Raw genomic sequence first — 16,556 nt, 5'->3', positions numbered from 1 at the left:
CATTCGAAGGAACCATCTAGGTGATTCCTCGGAGAAAGATGAGAGCATTTGGGCTAACATTGCGTCAATTAAAAACTGGTAAGCGATACATTTTTCAGACGAACCGTCTCATTTATGAAACGATACTACGTGAACCACTTATAGAATAATTGCCAAGGATGATTTCATTTTTGATACGTCGCACCTGGCAAATGGCGCCGACTCTGCTGGGCGTGGTGCTGCTGGTGTTTTTGCTGTTCAACTGGGTTGGCGGCGACCCGGCCTACTTGCTGGCCGGCAAGATGTCTGATGCTGCCAGCATCGAAAATATCCGCCGCCAGCTGGGGGTGGACCAGCCTTGGTACGTGCAACTCGGCATCTTCCTGAAGCAGATCGCCACCTTCGATTTCGGCCAGAGCTGGGCCACGGGAGAGGCGGTGGCGGACATCATCACGAGCCGGCTCGGGCCTTCGCTGACGGTGCTGGTGCCGCTGACAGTGCTGGAGACTGTGCTTGGCATCGCGCTGGCGCTGGCGCTCGCCTTCCTGCGCGGCACGCTGGCGGACCGTGCAGTCATGCTGGCATGCACGGTGGGCATGTCGATCTCGATCCTGGTCTACATCATCGTGTTCCAGTACTGGCTCGCCTATCAGGCCGGCTGGTTTCCGGTGCAGGGCTGGGGCAGCAGCCTGCTGGAGAACCTGCGTTTTGCCGCACTGCCGATCCTGATCGGGCTGGCCGTATCGCTGGCGCCCACCTTGCGCCTGTACCGCAGCTTCGTGCTGGACGAAGTGGGCCAGGACTACGTGCGCACGGCGCGCGCAAAAGGCCTGCCTGAGCGGCGCGTCATGTGGGTGCATGTGCTGCGCAACGCGGCGATCCCGATCATCACCCATGTGATGGCCAACCTGCCGGCCATGCTGATCGGCGCCTTCCTGCTGGAGCGCTTTTTCGGCATCCCGGGCATCGGGCGCGAAGTGATCCTGGCGGTGGAGCGCTCCGATTTCCCCGTCATCAAGGCGATTACCGTCTACGTTGCCGTGGCCACCATGGTATTCAACCTGCTGACCGACGTGCTGTACCAGGCTGTCGATCCGCGCGTACAGCTCAAGTAAGGACCGCACATGCACGCAATTCATGATTCGGCCGGCCTGTGGACCCTGGCCTGGCGCCGCCTGCGGGCGGACCGGCTGGCCATGGCGGCGCTGGCGGTGGTGGCAGCCTTCCTGCTCCTGCTTGCGGCCTCCGCCAGCGGCATGGTGGCCGCGGGCTGGGAGGAGGAGGTCGCGCTCAATTACGCGCCGCCGACGTTTGCCGCGCCGCGCGCCGCGCCGCCGCCGTCCAGCGCGCCGGGCGTGCCGGACGCTGCGGACAGCGCACCGCCCGCCAACGAATTCGACCCCTTAGCCGCCGACCTGCGCGAGCTGCGTGCCACCCTGGGCAAAGCCGTCGCGGAGCCGGCCGGCGGGCGCGCGCCAAGTCTGCCGTTCGGCGCCGACAAATGGGGCCACGACATCATTTTGAAGACCATCAAGGGCGGCGAGACCTCCATCGTGGTGGGGCTGGCCGCAGCCACGCTGGCGGTCGGCCTGGGCACGCTGTTCGGCGCAGTTTCCGGCTTTTATGGCGGAATAGTGGATGATTTCTTCAACTGGTTCTACAACGTGTTCACCTCGATCCCCTCGATCCTGATGATCCTGACCGTGGCCGCGGTGCTGCAGCAGAAAGGCGTGCTGACTATCGTCCTGATCCTCGGGCTGACCGGCTGGACCGGCCCTTACCGCCTGATCCGCGCCGAGTACATCAAGCACAAGGCGCGCGAATACGTGATGGCGGCGGATGCCATCGGGGCATCGGCCTGGCGCAAGATGTTCAGCCACATCTTCCCCAATGTCAGCCACGTGGCGCTGGTGCAGGTGTCGATCCTGGTGGTGGGTTTCATCAAGGCGGAGGTCATCCTGTCCTTCCTCGGCTTCGGTGTGCCGGTCGGCGTGGTGAGCTGGGGCTCGATGCTGAACGAAGCCCAAAGTGAACTAATCCTCGGCAAATGGTGGCAACTGGCTGCTGCCTCCAGCGCCATGGCCTTGCTGGTGACGGCCTTCTCCCTGTTCGCCGACGCCCTGCGCGACGCGCTCGATCCCAAGGTGAAATGACATGCTGCTACAGGTCCGCAATTTGCGCATCCGCTTCCGCACCGACAAGAACAATACGGTCGAAGCGGTGAAGGGCGTTTCCTTCGATATCCCGCACAACCGCACGGTGGCCCTGGTGGGCGAATCGGGCAGCGGCAAGTCGGTCAGCTCGCTGGCGGTCATGGGCCTGCTGCCGCCGCAGACGACCTTGATCGACGCGCAAAGCAGCGCGCTGTTCGAGGGCCGCGAAGTGCTGCACCAGTCGGCTGCCGAACGCCGCGCCATGTGCGGCAAGGAGATTGCGATGATTTTCCAGGAGCCGATGTCGTCGCTGAACCCGGTGTTCACGGTCGGATTCCAGATCGGCGAAGTGCTGCGCCTGCACATGGGGATGGACCGGCGCAGCGCCCGCGTCCGTACGCTGGAACTGCTGGAGGAGGTCGGCATCGCCGATGCTGCGACCAGGATCGATGCCTACCCGGGCCAGATGTCGGGCGGCCAGCAGCAGCGCGTGATGATCGCCATGGCCATTGCCTGCAAGCCCAGGCTGCTGATCGCCGACGAGCCCACCACGGCGCTGGACGTAACGATCCAGAAGCAGATCATGGAGCTGATTGCCGGCCTGCAGAAAAAGCACCAGATGTCGGTGCTGTTCATCACCCACGACCTGGGCCTGGTGGCGGAGATCGCCGATGACGTGATCGTGATGCGCCACGGCGAAGTGCGCGAAAGCGGCAATGCGCGCGCCGTATTCGCCGAACCGGCAGACCTGTACACCCGTGCGCTGCTGCACTGCCGGCCGTCGCTCGACGCGCGCCCGCTGCGGCTGCCGGTGATCAACGATTACATGGAGGGGCGTTTCGGCGCCGCCGAACAGCAGCCGCAGCGTACGCGCGGCAGCGCCCCGGATGACGATATCGTGCTGGACGTGCAGGGCCTGAAAAAAAGCTTCTGGCTGCGCGAAGGCCTGTTCGGCAAGCGCGAACTACAGGCCGTCAAAGGCGTGTCGTTCAAGCTGGCGCGCGGCAAGACGCTGGGCGTGGTGGGCGAATCGGGCAGCGGCAAGTCCACCGTCGGCCTGACCCTGCTGCGCCTGCATCAGGCGACAGGCGGCAGCGCCCTGTTCGAGGGACGCGACCTGCTGGCCATGAGTGCCAGGGAATTCCAGCCGTTCAAGCGCCGCATCCAGATCATTTTCCAGAATCCGTATGCCTCGCTGAACCCGCGCTTCACTGTGGGCCAGATCCTGCTGGAGCCGATGCGGCTGCACGCCATCGGCGCCAGCGACGCGGAGCGCACGCAGATGGCGCTGGCGCTGCTGGAGAGGGTAGGGTTGCCGCAGCAAGCCTGCCATCGCTATCCGCACGAATTCTCAGGCGGCCAGCGGCAGCGCATCGCCATCGCGCGCTGCCTGGCGATGAAGCCTGAAATCCTGGTGTGCGACGAATCGGTGTCGGCACTGGATGTGTCGGTGCAGGCGCAGGTGCTGAACCTGCTGCAGGACCTGCAGGACGAATTCGGCCTGTCCTATATCTTTATCTCGCACGACCTGTCGGTGGTGAAGCACATTTCCGACCAGGTGATGGTGATGCACAAGGGGGAAGTGGTGGAAATGGCCGATTCCGATGAACTCTATCGCAATCCCCGGCATCCCTATACGCGTTCGCTGCTGGCGGCCATTCCCAGGGCTGCTTGATCGGCCCATGTAAAGCTGGCACACTGGCCATCTGCGCTGCATACCGCAGCGCCCCGGCCGGAGCAGGTCTTTGCGTTCGAACAAAGTTGCCTCCATCGCATTATTGGTCAGCGTGGCGTTGACGACCATCGTCAGCGCCGTGCTGCTGGTGTTCGCCGCCTACTCCTACAATTCCGCGAGCAGCAAGCGCTGGCAGGAGCTGCAGCGCGTGCTGAATATCAGCGCCGACCAGCTGGCTCTGGGTGTGGCCATGCCGGCCTGGAACTTCGACGACAAGCAGGTGCTGTCCATCATGCGCGCCAGCATGAACCAGCGCGACCTGCATGCGATCGTGTTGTACGGCAGCGGCAGCAAGCGTGAGCAGGTGGTGCAGCGTGGCGCAGGCGACAAGCTGGAAACCAGCCTGCCGCTGGCGACCATGCCCGACATGCTGGTGGCCCAGCGCCCGATCGTGGTCGATGGCGCCACCATCGGCACCATCAAAGTCTTCGCCACGCCCGCCTATATGCGGCAGGACCTGCAGGACCAGCGCCGCTCCAACCTGGTTGCGATCCTGGTGCTGGCGGCGGTACTGGTCACCAGCCTGTATGGCTTGCTGTGGTTCCTGATCCTGCGGCCGCTGAAGGCGGTCGGCCAGTACGTCATGGGCGACACGCCGCAAAAAGCCTGGTTCTACGGCGAACTGCGCACCCTGAAGGACTCCATCCACAAGATGTGGGAGCTGCTCGATAGCCGCTACCGCTCCATGCGCGAAAGCGAAGAGCGCCTGAGCGTGGCCACCCGCGCTGCCCGCATCGGCATCTGGGACTGGGACGTGATCTACGATGAACTGATCCAGGACGACGAGATCATGCGCCAGTATGGCTTGGGCACCCGGCTGGGAGGGGGCAATTACAAGGCCTGGCTGGAACGCGTAGTGCCGGAAGACCGCGAGCGCGCCCGCGCCGAGGTGGCGGCCGCCCTGACCGGCGAGCGCGACTTCTCCCTGCAGTTCCGCGTGCGCCGGCCTGACGGCACCCTGCGCCACCTGCGTTCGATGGCGCGTTCCTTCCGCGATGTGCAGGGCAAGGTGGTGCGCATGGTGGGCGTCAGCATCGACGTGACCGAGGCCACCGAAAGCGAGCAGGAATTGCGGCGCCACCGCAGCCACCTGGAAGAACTGGTGAGCGAGCGCACGGCGGCCCTGTCGGTCGCCGTCGCGGAGGCGCAGGCGGCCAGCCGCGCCAAGAGCGTGTTCCTGTCCACCATGAGCCATGAACTGCGCACGCCGTTGAATGCCGTGATCGGTTTTTCGCGCCTGATGGCGCAATCGAGCACCATGACGGCCGATGAAAAGCGCAATATGGCGATCATCCATCGCAGCGGGCAGCATTTGCTGGCTTTGATCAACGACATCCTCGAGCTGTCCAGGATCGAGGCCGGCGGCGTCAGCGTGCAGCGGGAAGCGGTCGATGTGGCGCAACTGCTGCGCGATGTGTGCGATATGGTGGGCGAGCGCGCCGCACAGGCCGGGGTGGTCCTGAAACTTGAATGCGGCGCCTTGCCGCGCGCCTTGACGATGGATGGCGCCAAAGTGCGCCATGTGCTGCTCAACCTGGTCACCAGCGCGCTCAAATTTGCGCACGATGGCACGGTCAGGCTTTCGCTGCGTCCGACCGTCCTGCCGGGCGGGCGGCACGGCCTGGCATTCGCGGTGCATGCCGCGCGGGCCGGGATTCCCGAGGATCCGGGCCTTGGCCTGGCCATTTCGCGCCAGTACGTGCGCATCATGGGCGGTGAACTGGAAATCGAGGCAGCGCCGCCGCCGGGCGAGGGAACGGTATTCCGCTTCACCATCGAGGCGGAAGAAGCCGATGCCGGGGCGCCGTTGGCGCGCCTGCCACAGTTAGCGCCAAAGCACCAGGGGCGGCGCATCCTGGTGGTCGATGATGGTGGCGAGGGGCGCCACCTGTTGCGCAGTATGCTGGTGCCGGCCGGCTTCGACGTGCGGGAGGCGTCGGATGGCGTGGAAGCACTGGACGCGATTGCGGCATCGCAGCCGGAGCTGGTCTTGATGGACTGGCGCATGCCGGTACTGGACGGGCTGGAAACGACGCGCCGCCTGCGCGCCGACCACAGCCTGCCGCAGCCGCGCGTGGTATTGCTGACGGCGTCTGCCTTCGGCGGCGAGCGGCAGCAGGCGCAGGCGGCCGGCGCCGACGACTTCCTGCATAAGCCGGTGGAGCAGGACAAGCTGTTCCGCATGCTGCAGCAACTGCTCTCGCTGCAGTATGTCGAGGGGGTCCTGCCTTAGCCCCCCGTTTTGCGCTACCATAGGCGAACTATGGCTAACCTAATTACCTTGTTGCAGCAGTATGGTGTCCTGATCGTCTTTGCCGTGGTGCTGGTCGAACAGATGGGGTTGCCAATTCCTGCCTATCCAGTGCTGATCGTGGCCGGTGCCCTGGCCATCGATAACAGCAACAGCGCGCCGTTTCCCGTGGTACTGGGCGTTGCCATGCTGGCATGCCTGCTCAGCGATTTCTTCTGGTTCCGCGCCGGCCGCCGCTTTGGCAAGCGCATCCTCAAGCTGCTGTGCAAGATCTCGCTGTCGCCGGATTACTGCGTCAGCCAGACGGAAGACAATTTCCGCAAATGGGGCCCGAAGTCGATGGTGGTGGCCAAATTCATCCCCGGCTTCAATACCATTGCGCCGCCGATGGCCGGCGCGCTCGGCACGGGCATGCCGACCTTCCTTGGTTTCAGCCTGCTGGGTGGATTGCTGTGGAGCGCCACCGGCCTGCTGATCGGCGCCTATTTCCATGCCGATGTCGATAAAGTACTCGACGTGCTGTCGACCATGGGATCGACGGCGCTGACGGTGCTGGTAATCCTGCTCGGCCTGTTCGTGCTGGCCAAGTTCATCGAGCGCCGCCGCTTCCAGAAGGCGATGCAGACCGAGCGTATCAGCATCGCTGAACTGAAGGAACTGCTCGATTCCGGCCACGACCCGGTGATGGTGGATGCGCGCAGCGCTACCGCGCAAATGCTCGACCCGCCGGTGCCGGGAGCCTTGCTGGTGGGGGCGAGCGACCCGCTGGCCGTGATCAAGTCCTTGCCGAAGGACCGCCACATCATCGTCTACTGCAGCTGCCCGAACGATGTTACTGCCGCCAAGCTGGCGAAGCAGCTGCATTCCCACGGCTACAAGCGCGCCAAGCCTTTGCACGGCGGCCTCGATGCCTGGAATACCGCTTTCCGCGGCGAAAGCGAATCTGCCGTAATTGCCGAACATGTGCCGGACGGCCTTACGCCCGCAGATTCCCGCCATTAAATCGTGAACGCCGACCTGCCGCATGCCCTTCCGGGCAGGGCGGCGCTTGCCTGCCGGGGATGGGGTGAGTAGTCATACTACCTGCGATATATCCCGCTATGTAGCATCCGAACCTAATTTACCTCGTTCTTGTACTCAAACTACAAAGAAATCCTTGCGTCCTGGCTAACATATCCCTTAGCATTAAGGCTCAACTTAACTGCTTGCGCCCATGACTGTTCAGACCAACTTCGCAACGCCTGCCACCTTCCCAAGCCCGCGCCTGCTGGCCGACGTCGGCGGTACCAATGCCCGGTTTGCGCTGGAGCTGGCGCCTGGCAGGATTGATAACATCCATGTGCTGTCCGGTGCCGCCCATGCAACGCTGGGTGCGGCGCTGAAAGCCTACCTGGCGCTGCCGGATGTGGTGGCCGCAGCCGGCCTGGGTGTGCGCCATGGTGCGATCGCGATTGCCAATCCGGTCAATGGCGATTACGTTAGGATGACCAATCACCACTGGGAGTTTTCGATCGAGGCGCTGCGCCTGGAGGTTGGCTTTGAGGTGCTGGTGGTGGCCAATGATTTCACCGCTCTGGCGCGCTCGCTGCCGCTGCTGGCGGAGGGCCAGAAACGCCAGGTCGGGGGCGGCCTGCCGCAGGCCGGCGCGCCGCTGGGACTGATCGGCGCCGGTACCGGCCTGGGTGTGTCGGGCCTGATCCCGTCGGCGTCGGGCTGGACCGCGCTGCTGAGCGAGGGCGGCCATGTCAGCTTCCCGCCCATGAATCCGGAAGAAGTGGCGATCTTGCAATATGCATGGACAGAATTCCCGCATGTGTCGGCAGAGCGTTTGCTGTCAGGCGTGGGGATCGAGCTGATTTACCGTGCGCTGGTGGCCCGGCGCGGCCATGATGAGCCGGTGCTGCCGGCGCCGGAAATTGCGCGCCGGGCGCTGGCTGGCGAATGCCCGCTGTGCGACGACGCGATCGAACACTTCTGTACCATGCTCGGCACCATTGCCGGCAACCTGGGCGTGACCCTGGGGGCAACCGGCGGTATATATATTGGCGGCGGCATCGTGCCGCGCCTGGGCGATCGCTTCGATCGCTCCGGCTTCCGTGCGCGCTTTGAGGAAAAAGGGCGCTTCAATCAATACCTGGCGGCCATCCCCACCTATGTAATTACTGCCGAGTACCCGGCCTTTGTTGGTGTTTCGGCAATACTGTCCGAGCGCCTCGCCGGTTAAGCGAATTCAGGCTTTTACACTTCTTCCCGGTTTTATCGGGTACAATTGCCCAAGTTGGATGAAGCGGCGCCTGTCGCCTGCCTTGTTTTCGCCCTGAAAACGCTCTCCACCTGAGACTCTCGCCCCGGCGCGTAGCGGTCCGGCGCCTTCTTACTAAGTTACACAACCAGCTTGTAGTGTATGGATAATGCAGAGGCTAAGAAAGTCCTCGAAGCTGCGCTGCTATGCGCCCGTGAACCCTTATCGATCCACAGCCTGAAAAAGCTGTACGTCGAAACCGACGACCAGGGCAATCCGCTCGGCGCCGGCATTGGCGCCGATACGATCAAGGAATTGTTGGAAGAATTGCGCCTGGATTGGCAGGGGCGCGGCATCGAGGTGGTCAGCTTGTCCAGCGGCTGGCGCTTCCAGAGCCGGCCTGAAATGAAGATGTACCTGGAACGCCTGAATCCGGAAAAGCCGCAGAAGTATTCGCGCGCCACGCTGGAAACGCTGGCCATCATCGCTTATCGCCAGCCGGTTACCCGCGGCGATATCGAGGAAATCCGCGGCGTTGCGGTGAATTCGCAGACGATCAAGATGCTGGAAGACCGCGGCTGGGTCGACACTGTCGGCTACCGCGATGTACTGGGCCGCCCGGCTTTGCTGGGGACCACCAAGCAGTTCCTGGACGACCTGGGGTTGGAATCGTTGTCGCAGCTGCCGCCCCTGCAGCAGATCAGCGATACGCAGAATGAAAATCCGCTGGAAGTGCTGGAGGCTCGCCTCACAGAAAACTTCGAGAAGGCGGCGCAGGAAGCACAAGCAGCAGAAGAAGAGAAAGAGGCGACGCCGGTCGAGGCGCCGTCGGTAATAGACGACCCGGCGCCCGATAACGTCGAGCCCTTTGCAGAAACGAATAATGAACAAGCCTGATAACACCCCTGAGACCGGCGCCGCCGACACCGCACCCGCCAAGCCGAAACGCCGCACCAAGGCGCAGATTGAGGCGGATAATGCCGCCGCTCTGGCTGCCGGCGAAGCGCCAAAACCAAAGCGTCGCACCAAGGCTGTTGTGGCAGCTGAAGCCGCAGCCGAGGCCGGCGAGCACGGCGCTGCCAGCGCCGAGGCTGCGCCGCTGAAGAAGCCACGCGCCAAGAAGGCCGTGGCGGCGGAAGCCGCGCCGGCGCTGGATGCCGCTGCGGCACCGGCCGCCCCGGCGCCGGCAGAAACCGCGCCAGCCGCTGAGGGTGAGGGCAAGGATCGCGGCCGTGCACCGCGCGGCCCGCGCCAGATGCGCGAACAGCGCGCCCAGCGCCAGGCTGAGAAGGCTGCTGTGGCTGCTGCCGTGGCATCTGAATCGGCCGGCGAGCCGGCCCCGGCCGCGCCTGCGGGCGCCGAAGGCACTGAAGCTACCGCAGCCACCGAAGGCGGCACCCCGTGGCCATCCGCTGTGCCGGCTGAAAAACGCCACGGCAAGCATAAGGGCAAAGGCAAGCACGGCAAGCCGGCACATGGCGACGGCCAGGGCGCGCCAGTCGGCGAGGCTGGCCAGGGCAGGACCCAGGGCGGCCAGGGCCAGAAGCCGCGCGTGCACGGCGCTTTCGGCAACAAGATGAAAGCCAAGGACAAATCGTCCGAAGCCGATGCCGTGTTCTCCTTCGTCACCTCGGACGCGTTCGACCGCGACGAAGGCGGTTCCAGCAAGCCTGCCAAGGCTCGCCGCGACCTGACGGCAGAAGACGATGCACCGAAGTTGCACAAAGTGCTGGCGGAAGCGGGCATGGGCTCGCGCCGCGACATGGAAGAATTGATCGTCGCCGGCCGCGTGTCGGTGAATGGCGAACCGGCCCACATCGGCCAGCGCATCCTGCCGACCGATGCGGTTCGCATCAACGGCAAGCTGGTGCAGCGCAAAGTGTCCAAGAAGCCACCGCGCGTGCTGGTGTATCACAAGCCGGCCGGTGAAATCGTGTCGCACGACGACCCGGATGGCCGTCCATCGGTGTTCGACCGCCTGCCGAACATGAAAACCGGCAAATGGCTGGCCGTCGGCCGCCTGGACTTCAATACCGAAGGCCTGCTGCTGTTCACCACCTCCGGTGACCTGGCCAACCGCCTGATGCATCCGCGCTACAACATCGACCGCGAGTACGCCGTGCGGACCCTGGGCGAGCTGGAAGAGGGTATGCGCCAGAAACTGCTGGCCGGCGTCGAGCTGGAGGACGGCCTGGCGCAGTTCACCAAGATTGCCGATGGCGGCGGTGAAGGCGTCAACAAATGGTACCGCGTGGTGATCGGCGAAGGCCGTAACCGCGAGGTGCGCCGCATGTTCGAGGCGATCGGCCTGACCGTGTCGCGCCTGATCCGTACCCGATACGGTGCGCTGACCCTGCCGAGCAACCTGAAGCGCGGCCGCTGGGAAGAGATGGAAGAGAACACTGTGCGCGACCTGTTGTCGGCGGTGGGCTTCAAGAAGGAGGGCGGTGCAGGCGCAGGCGAGGCTGCCAAGCCGCAGGGTGGCCAGGGCAAGCGCGAGCGCGAGCGTGAGCCGAACGGCAACCGCATGGATGTGAGCAACAAGAATGCCGATCCATTCCCGCAGGCGCCACGTGGCGGCCGTGGCCAGGGCCAGGGTCAAGGAGGCTACTTCGGTGCTCCGCGGCATGGCGGCGCCGGCTTTGGCGACCAGCAGCCGGGCGGCTTCGGCCGTGGTGCAGGTGGCGGTGCCGGCGGCAAAGGCAAGGGCAAAGGCGCCGGTCCGGGTAAGGGGCAAGGGCAGGGCCTGGGTAAAGGACAAGGGCAGGGCCAGGGCAAGGGCGGCCCACGCCAGCCTGATCCGCTGATGACGACGTTTGGTTTTGCCAGCCAGGGCCATGGCCAGGGCCAGCAGCGCCGCGGCGGCCACCAGCCGCGCGGCGGGGCATCCGACCACGGCATGCCGCGCCGCCGCAAAGGCTAACGCAGCCCGGCAAGGTGTTGGATTTTAAGCGCCTTGCTATTGTTACACCCGCTCCCGATGTGGTATGCGGCATTGCAGCGAAATCAATATCACGCTATAATGAGCAGCCTAGTTAAAGTTCTTCGCAGTTTATTTTGCTGAGAGTGCTTTCATCTGGCTGCAGTAACGAAAGATGGGCAGTTGCCCATTTTTTTTTGGTTGAACCGTTTTAAGTATCTGGAGATTTTCTTTGCAACTGCTTGAATTGATTGAAAAAACCGTCGCTGGCCTCGGCTACGACCTGGTCGATTTCGAACGGGCCGAACGTGGTTTGCTGCGCATCTATATCGATTTCACGGCAGAAGAAGCAGAAGAAAAAGGCCTGATCACGGTCGAAGACTGCGCCACGGTGAGCCACCAATTGTCGCACGTGCTGACGGTTGAGAACGTTCCTTACGAACGCCTCGAGATTTCGTCGCCTGGCCTGGACCGTCCGCTGCGCAAGTTCGCCGACTTCGTCCGCTTTGCCGGCAGCGAAGCCATCGTCAAGCTGCGCATGGCCATTCCAGGCACCGCGAACCGTAAGTCCTACCAGGGCATCCTGACGGAGCCTGATGGCGAGCAACTGGGTATTGAATTTGAAGGTAAAGAAGGTCCTGCGGTGCTGAATTTCACGCTCGCGGACATTGACAAGGCACGCTTGGTGCCGCAGGTGAATTTTGGGAGCCGCAAAGCATGAGTCGCGAAGTATTGTTATTGGTTGATGCGCTGGCGCGCGAAAAGAACGTCGACAAGGAAGTCGTGTTCGGCGCGCTCGAGTTCGCACTGGCGCAAGCCACGAAGAAGCGCTATGAAGGCGAAGTGGATATTCGCGTTTCGATCGACCGTGAAAGCGGCGAGTTCGAGTCCTTCCGCCGCTGGCACGTCGTGCCGGACGAAGCGGGCCTGCAGCTGCCTGACCAGGAAGTGCTGCTGTTCGAAGCGAAAGAACAGATCCCGGACATCGAAGTCGATGAATACATCGAAGAGCCGATCGAATCCGTGGAATTCGGCCGCCGCTTCGCCCAGGATACCAAGCAAGTGGTCCTGCAGCGCGTGCGCGATGCTGAACGCGAGCAGATCCTGCAAGACTTCCTGGAGCGCGGCGACGCGCTGGTCACCGGCACCATCAAGCGTATGGAACGCGGCGATGCGATCGTCGAATCCGGCAAGATCGAAGCACGCCTGCCGCGCGACCAGATGATCCCAAAGGAAAACCTGCGTATCGGCGACCGCGTACGTGCTTACATCCTGCGTGTTGACCGCAATATGCGCGGCCCGCAAGTGATCCTGTCGCGCACCGCGCCAGAGTTCATCATGAAGCTGTTCGAACTGGAAGTGCCGGAAATCGAACAAGGCATGCTGGAGATCAAATCCGCTGCACGCGACGCCGGCGTGCGCGCCAAGATCGCTGTGCACACCAACGACAAGCGCATCGACCCGATCGGTACCTGCGTCGGCATGCGCGGCTCGCGCGTGCAGGCCGTGACCGGTGAACTGGGCGGCGAGCGCGTGGACATCGTGCTGTGGTCGGAAGATCCTGCGCAATTCGTGATCGGCGCGCTGGCACCAGCCAACGTGTCCTCTATCATGGTTGACGAAGACAAGCACGCGATGGACGTGGTGGTTGACGAAGAAAACCTGGCCATCGCCATCGGCCGCTCCGGCCAGAACGTGCGCCTGGCTTCCGAGCTGACCGGCTGGAAGATCAACATCATGACCGCGGAAGAATCGGCCGACAAGCTGGCTACCGAAACCGCTGCAGTGCGCGCACTGTTCATGGAAAAACTGGATGTGGACCAGGAAGTGGCCGACATCCTGGTGGAAGAAGGCTTCAGCAGCCTGGAAGAAATCGCTTACGTGCCGATCTCCGAAATGCTGGACATCGACGCGTTCGACGAAGACACCGTCAACGAGCTGCGCACCCGCGCCCGCGACGCCCTGGTAACCGAGGCGATTGCTTCGGAAGAGGGCCTGGAAGGCATGGAAGAACAGCTGGTTGGCCTGGAAGGCATGGACCGCGTTACCGCGGGCAAGCTGGGCCTCGCAGGCATCAAGACCCTGGCAGCATTTGCCGGTCTGGCCTACGACGAGTTCGGCGCCATCCTGGCCCTGTCGTCGGACCGCGCACGTGAACTGATTACGAATGAGTTTGAGAATGTGACCGACGATGAAATGAAGCTGGTCGACGGTAAGTACGATGATCGTGCCAAGGCGCTGCAAGCCAAGGCATGGGCATCATCCGAAACGGCCAAGGCCTGAGTCATGGCCTGAACAGCAGAAGCAGCTTTAATTATCATCGAGACACATAGAAAAGAGGACTGAATGGCGAGTAACAACGTAGCCCAATTTGCCACCGAACTGAAGATGCCTGCAGATTTGCTGCTGTCGCAGCTGCGTTCTGCTGGCGTCGACAAGATTTCGGCGTCAGATCCATTGTCAAAAGATGATAAGGACAAGCTGCTGGAACATCTGCGCCGTACCCACGGCGCAGGGGCAGAACCGGGCGAAAAGAAAAAGATCACCCTGACTCGTAAAGAGACCACGGAGATCAAGCAGGCCGACGCCTCCGGCAAGGCCCGCACCATCCAGGTCGAAGTACGCAAGAAGCGTACCTTCGTGCAGCGCGACGACCTGACCACCACCGCGACCGCCAAACCGGCCGCACCGGTGATCGACGCCGCCGAGCAGGCGCGCCGTGAAGAAGACGCACGCCGGCAGGCCGAGCTGATCGCTCGCCAGGAAGCGGAACTGAAAGAGAAGCAGGAGCGCCTGGCCAAACTCGACGAGGAAAAGGCTGCACAAGCCAAGGCCGCCGAAGAGGAAGCCAAGCGTGTAGCGGAAGATCAAGCCAAGAAAGCCGCCGCCGACAAGGCCGCCGCCGAGAAGGCTTCTGCTGCCGCTGCCGCCGGCGCCGCCCAGAAAGCTGCCGCCGACGAAGAAGAAAAGAAACGCCTGGCTGATGCCGAAGAATCCAAGCGCAAGCACGAAGTCGCCGCCAAGGAAGCCGCCGAGCGCGCGGAAGCGACCGAACGTGCCCGTAAGGCTGTTGCAGACGAAGTGGCCCAGATCAAACTGATGATGAGCCAGCCGCGCCGCGTGATGAAGGCTCCCGAGCCGGCACCCGCAGCGGTTGTTGCCAAGCCGAAGGTTGCTGAAGGCACGCTGCACAAGCCAGCCGACAAGAAGCCTGCGACGACCGCAGCTGCTCCTGGCGGCGACAAGAAGGATGCCAAGCCTGGCGACAAGAAATCCATCAAGTCGGCCAACGTGGCTTCGACCTGGCAGGATGAAAAGCGCCGTGGCGCCCCAGGCGGCGGTGCCGGCAAAGGCCGCGGCGGCAGCACCGGCGGCAACGCCGGCGGCCGCGACGGCTGGCGTGCTGGTGGTAGGGGCGGTCGCCGCGGCGGCCATCACGATGACCGTGAAACCAACTTCCAGCAGCCGACCGAAGCGATCGTGCATGACGTGCACGTGCCGGAAACCATCACCGTGGCCGAACTGGCGCACAAGATGGCAGTCAAGGCATCGGAAGTGATCAAGCAGCTGATGAAGCTGGGCCAGATGTGCACCATCAACCAGGTGCTGGACCAGGAAACCGCGATGATCGTGGTGGAAGAGATGGGCCATAAAGCCTTCGCTGCCGCTGAAGATGATCCGGAAGCACTGCTGGCCGACCAGGGCGAACACGCCGAGTACGAAGCAACCCCGCGCGCACCAGTGGTGACCGTGATGGGCCACGTCGACCACGGTAAGACCTCGCTGCTGGACTACATCCGCCGCGCCAAAGTAGCGTCGGGCGAAGCCGGCGGTATTACCCAGCACATTGGCGCATACCACGTGGACACCCCGCGCGGCAGCATCACCTTCCTGGATACCCCGGGCCACGAAGCCTTTACGGCAATGCGTGCCCGCGGTGCGAAAGCAACCGACATCGTCATCCTGGTGGTGGCTGCCGACGACGGCGTGATGCCGCAGACCAAAGAAGCAATTGCCCACGCCAAGGCCGCAGGCGTACCGCTGGTAGTGGCGATCAACAAGATCGACAAACCGGGCGGCAACGTTGACCGCGTGACCCAGGAACTGGTGGCCGAGCAAGTGGTGCCGGAAGAATACGGTGGCGATTCGCCATTCGTGCCGGTGTCGGCGAAGACTGGCCAGGGCATCGACGACCTGCTGGAGCAAGTGCTGCTGCAAGCCGAAGTGCTGGAACTGAAAGCTCCGGTCGAAGCGCCTGCGCGCGGCCTGGTAGTGGAAGCTCGCCTGGACAAAGGCCGTGGTCCCGTGGCCACCATCCTGGTGCAATCGGGCACCCTGAAGCGCGGCGACGTCGTGCTGGCTGGTTCGTCCTTCGGCCGCGTTCGTGCGATGCTGGACGAAAACGGCAAGTCTATTTCCGAAGCTGGTCCGTCGATCCCGGTAGAGATCCAAGGCCTGACCGAGGTGCCGGCTGCTGGTGAAGAAGCAATGGTCATGGCTGACGAGCGTAAAGCCCGTGAGATTGGCCTGTTCCGCCAAGGGAAGTTCCGCGACGTGAAGCTGGCCAAGCAGCAAGCGGCCAAGCTGGAGAACATGTTCGACCAGATGGCCGAAGGCGAAGTGAAGAACCTGCCGCTGATCGTCAAGACCGACGTGCAAGGTTCGCAGGAAGCGCTGGTTGGCTCGCTGCAGAAGCTGTCGACCTCCGAAGTGCGGGTACAGATCGTGCACGCAGCGGTGGGCGGCATCACGGAATCGGACGTCAACCTGGCGACCGCCTCCAAGGCAGTCATCATCGGCTTCAACGCCCGTGCCGATGCACAGGCGCGCAAGCTGGCCGAGACCAACGGCGTCGACATCCGCTACTACAACATCATTTACGATGCGATCGAAGAGGTCAAAGCGGCGCTGTCGGGCATGCTGGCTCCGGAGAAGCGGGAAACCGTTACCGGCCAGGTCGAGATCCGCCAGGTCATCCTGGTCTCCAAGGTTGGCGCGATTGCCGGCTGCCTGGTTACCGATGGTGTGGTCAAGCGCTCGTCTTCCGTACGCCTGCTGCGCAACAACATCGTGGTGTGGACCGGCGAGATCGACTCGCTCAAGCGTTTCAAGGACGATGCGAAAGAAGTTCGTGCCGGCCTGGAATGCGGCCTGAACCTGAAGGGCTACAACGATATCGTCGTCGGCGACGTGCTCGAAGTGTTCGAAGTGCAGGAGATCGCCCGTACCCTGTAACAGCAGGACGGCGCGATACACGGCGGGTGCTTCCCGCCTCG

At 63.2% G+C, this 16,556-nt stretch carries 11 protein-coding genes; all 11 read left to right on the top strand.

Annotated elements, in window-relative coordinates; genetic code table 11:
- Positions 1–158 precede the first annotated feature (158 nt).
- The 11 genes from ASE26_RS03875 (at position 159) to infB (ending at position 16,515) form a co-directional block, all read left to right on the top strand.
- Positions 159–1,094, top strand: coding sequence for an ABC transporter permease (locus tag ASE26_RS03875; RefSeq protein ID WP_055933212.1), 936 nt, complete (start codon positions 159–161; stop codon positions 1,092–1,094).
- A 9-nt stretch (positions 1,095–1,103) separates the two neighbouring features.
- Entirely contained in the window at positions 1,104–2,132 is a 1,029-nt protein-coding gene (locus tag ASE26_RS03870) for an ABC transporter permease (RefSeq protein WP_057245634.1), read from the top strand.
- A 1-nt stretch (position 2,133) separates the two neighbouring features.
- Positions 2,134–3,807, top strand: coding sequence for an ABC transporter ATP-binding protein (locus ASE26_RS03865; protein ID WP_057245633.1), 1,674 nt, complete (start codon positions 2,134–2,136; stop codon positions 3,805–3,807).
- Between the two features lie 70 nt (positions 3,808–3,877).
- On the top strand, positions 3,878–6,100 hold the full coding sequence (locus ASE26_RS03860; protein WP_055933221.1) for a response regulator: 2,223 nt from the start codon (positions 3,878–3,880) through the stop codon (positions 6,098–6,100).
- Between the two features lie 30 nt (positions 6,101–6,130).
- Positions 6,131–7,120 carry a VTT domain-containing protein gene (locus ASE26_RS03855; RefSeq protein WP_055933224.1) on the top strand — a complete coding sequence of 330 codons (990 nt, stop codon included), beginning with the start codon at positions 6,131–6,133 and terminating at the stop codon, positions 7,118–7,120.
- A gap of 211 nt (positions 7,121–7,331) precedes the next feature.
- The gene (locus ASE26_RS03850) at positions 7,332–8,342 is read left to right on the top strand and encodes a glucokinase (protein ID WP_055933227.1); all 1,011 of its coding nucleotides are present in this window, start codon (positions 7,332–7,334) and stop codon (positions 8,340–8,342) included.
- Positions 8,343–8,522: 180 nt separating this feature from the next.
- Positions 8,523–9,257, top strand: a complete 735-nt coding sequence (gene scpB / locus ASE26_RS03845; protein ID WP_055933230.1) for an SMC-Scp complex subunit ScpB — start codon at positions 8,523–8,525, stop codon at positions 9,255–9,257.
- On the top strand, positions 9,244–11,283 hold the full coding sequence (gene rluB, locus ASE26_RS03840; protein ID WP_055933233.1) for a 23S rRNA pseudouridine(2605) synthase RluB: 2,040 nt from the start codon (positions 9,244–9,246) through the stop codon (positions 11,281–11,283). Before scpB ends, rluB begins: the two co-directional genes overlap by 14 nt.
- A 229-nt stretch (positions 11,284–11,512) precedes the next feature.
- Positions 11,513–12,001, top strand: a complete 489-nt coding sequence (rimP, locus tag ASE26_RS03835) for a ribosome maturation factor RimP (protein ID WP_055933236.1) — start codon at positions 11,513–11,515, stop codon at positions 11,999–12,001.
- Positions 11,998–13,563 carry a transcription termination factor NusA gene (gene nusA / locus ASE26_RS03830; RefSeq protein ID WP_055933239.1) on the top strand — a complete coding sequence of 522 codons (1,566 nt, stop codon included), beginning with the start codon at positions 11,998–12,000 and terminating at the stop codon, positions 13,561–13,563. The genes rimP and nusA overlap by 4 nt, the downstream gene beginning before the upstream one ends.
- 63 nt (positions 13,564–13,626) lie before the next feature.
- On the top strand, positions 13,627–16,515 hold the full coding sequence (gene infB, locus ASE26_RS03825; RefSeq protein ID WP_055933242.1) for a translation initiation factor IF-2: 2,889 nt from the start codon (positions 13,627–13,629) through the stop codon (positions 16,513–16,515).
- Positions 16,516–16,556: the final 41 nt, after the last annotated feature.

Source organism: Duganella sp. Root198D2 (genome assembly GCF_001428585.1).
Classification (GTDB): Bacteria; Pseudomonadota; Gammaproteobacteria; order Burkholderiales; family Burkholderiaceae_D; genus Rugamonas.
This window is presented reverse-complemented; position numbering and strand designations above follow the sequence as displayed.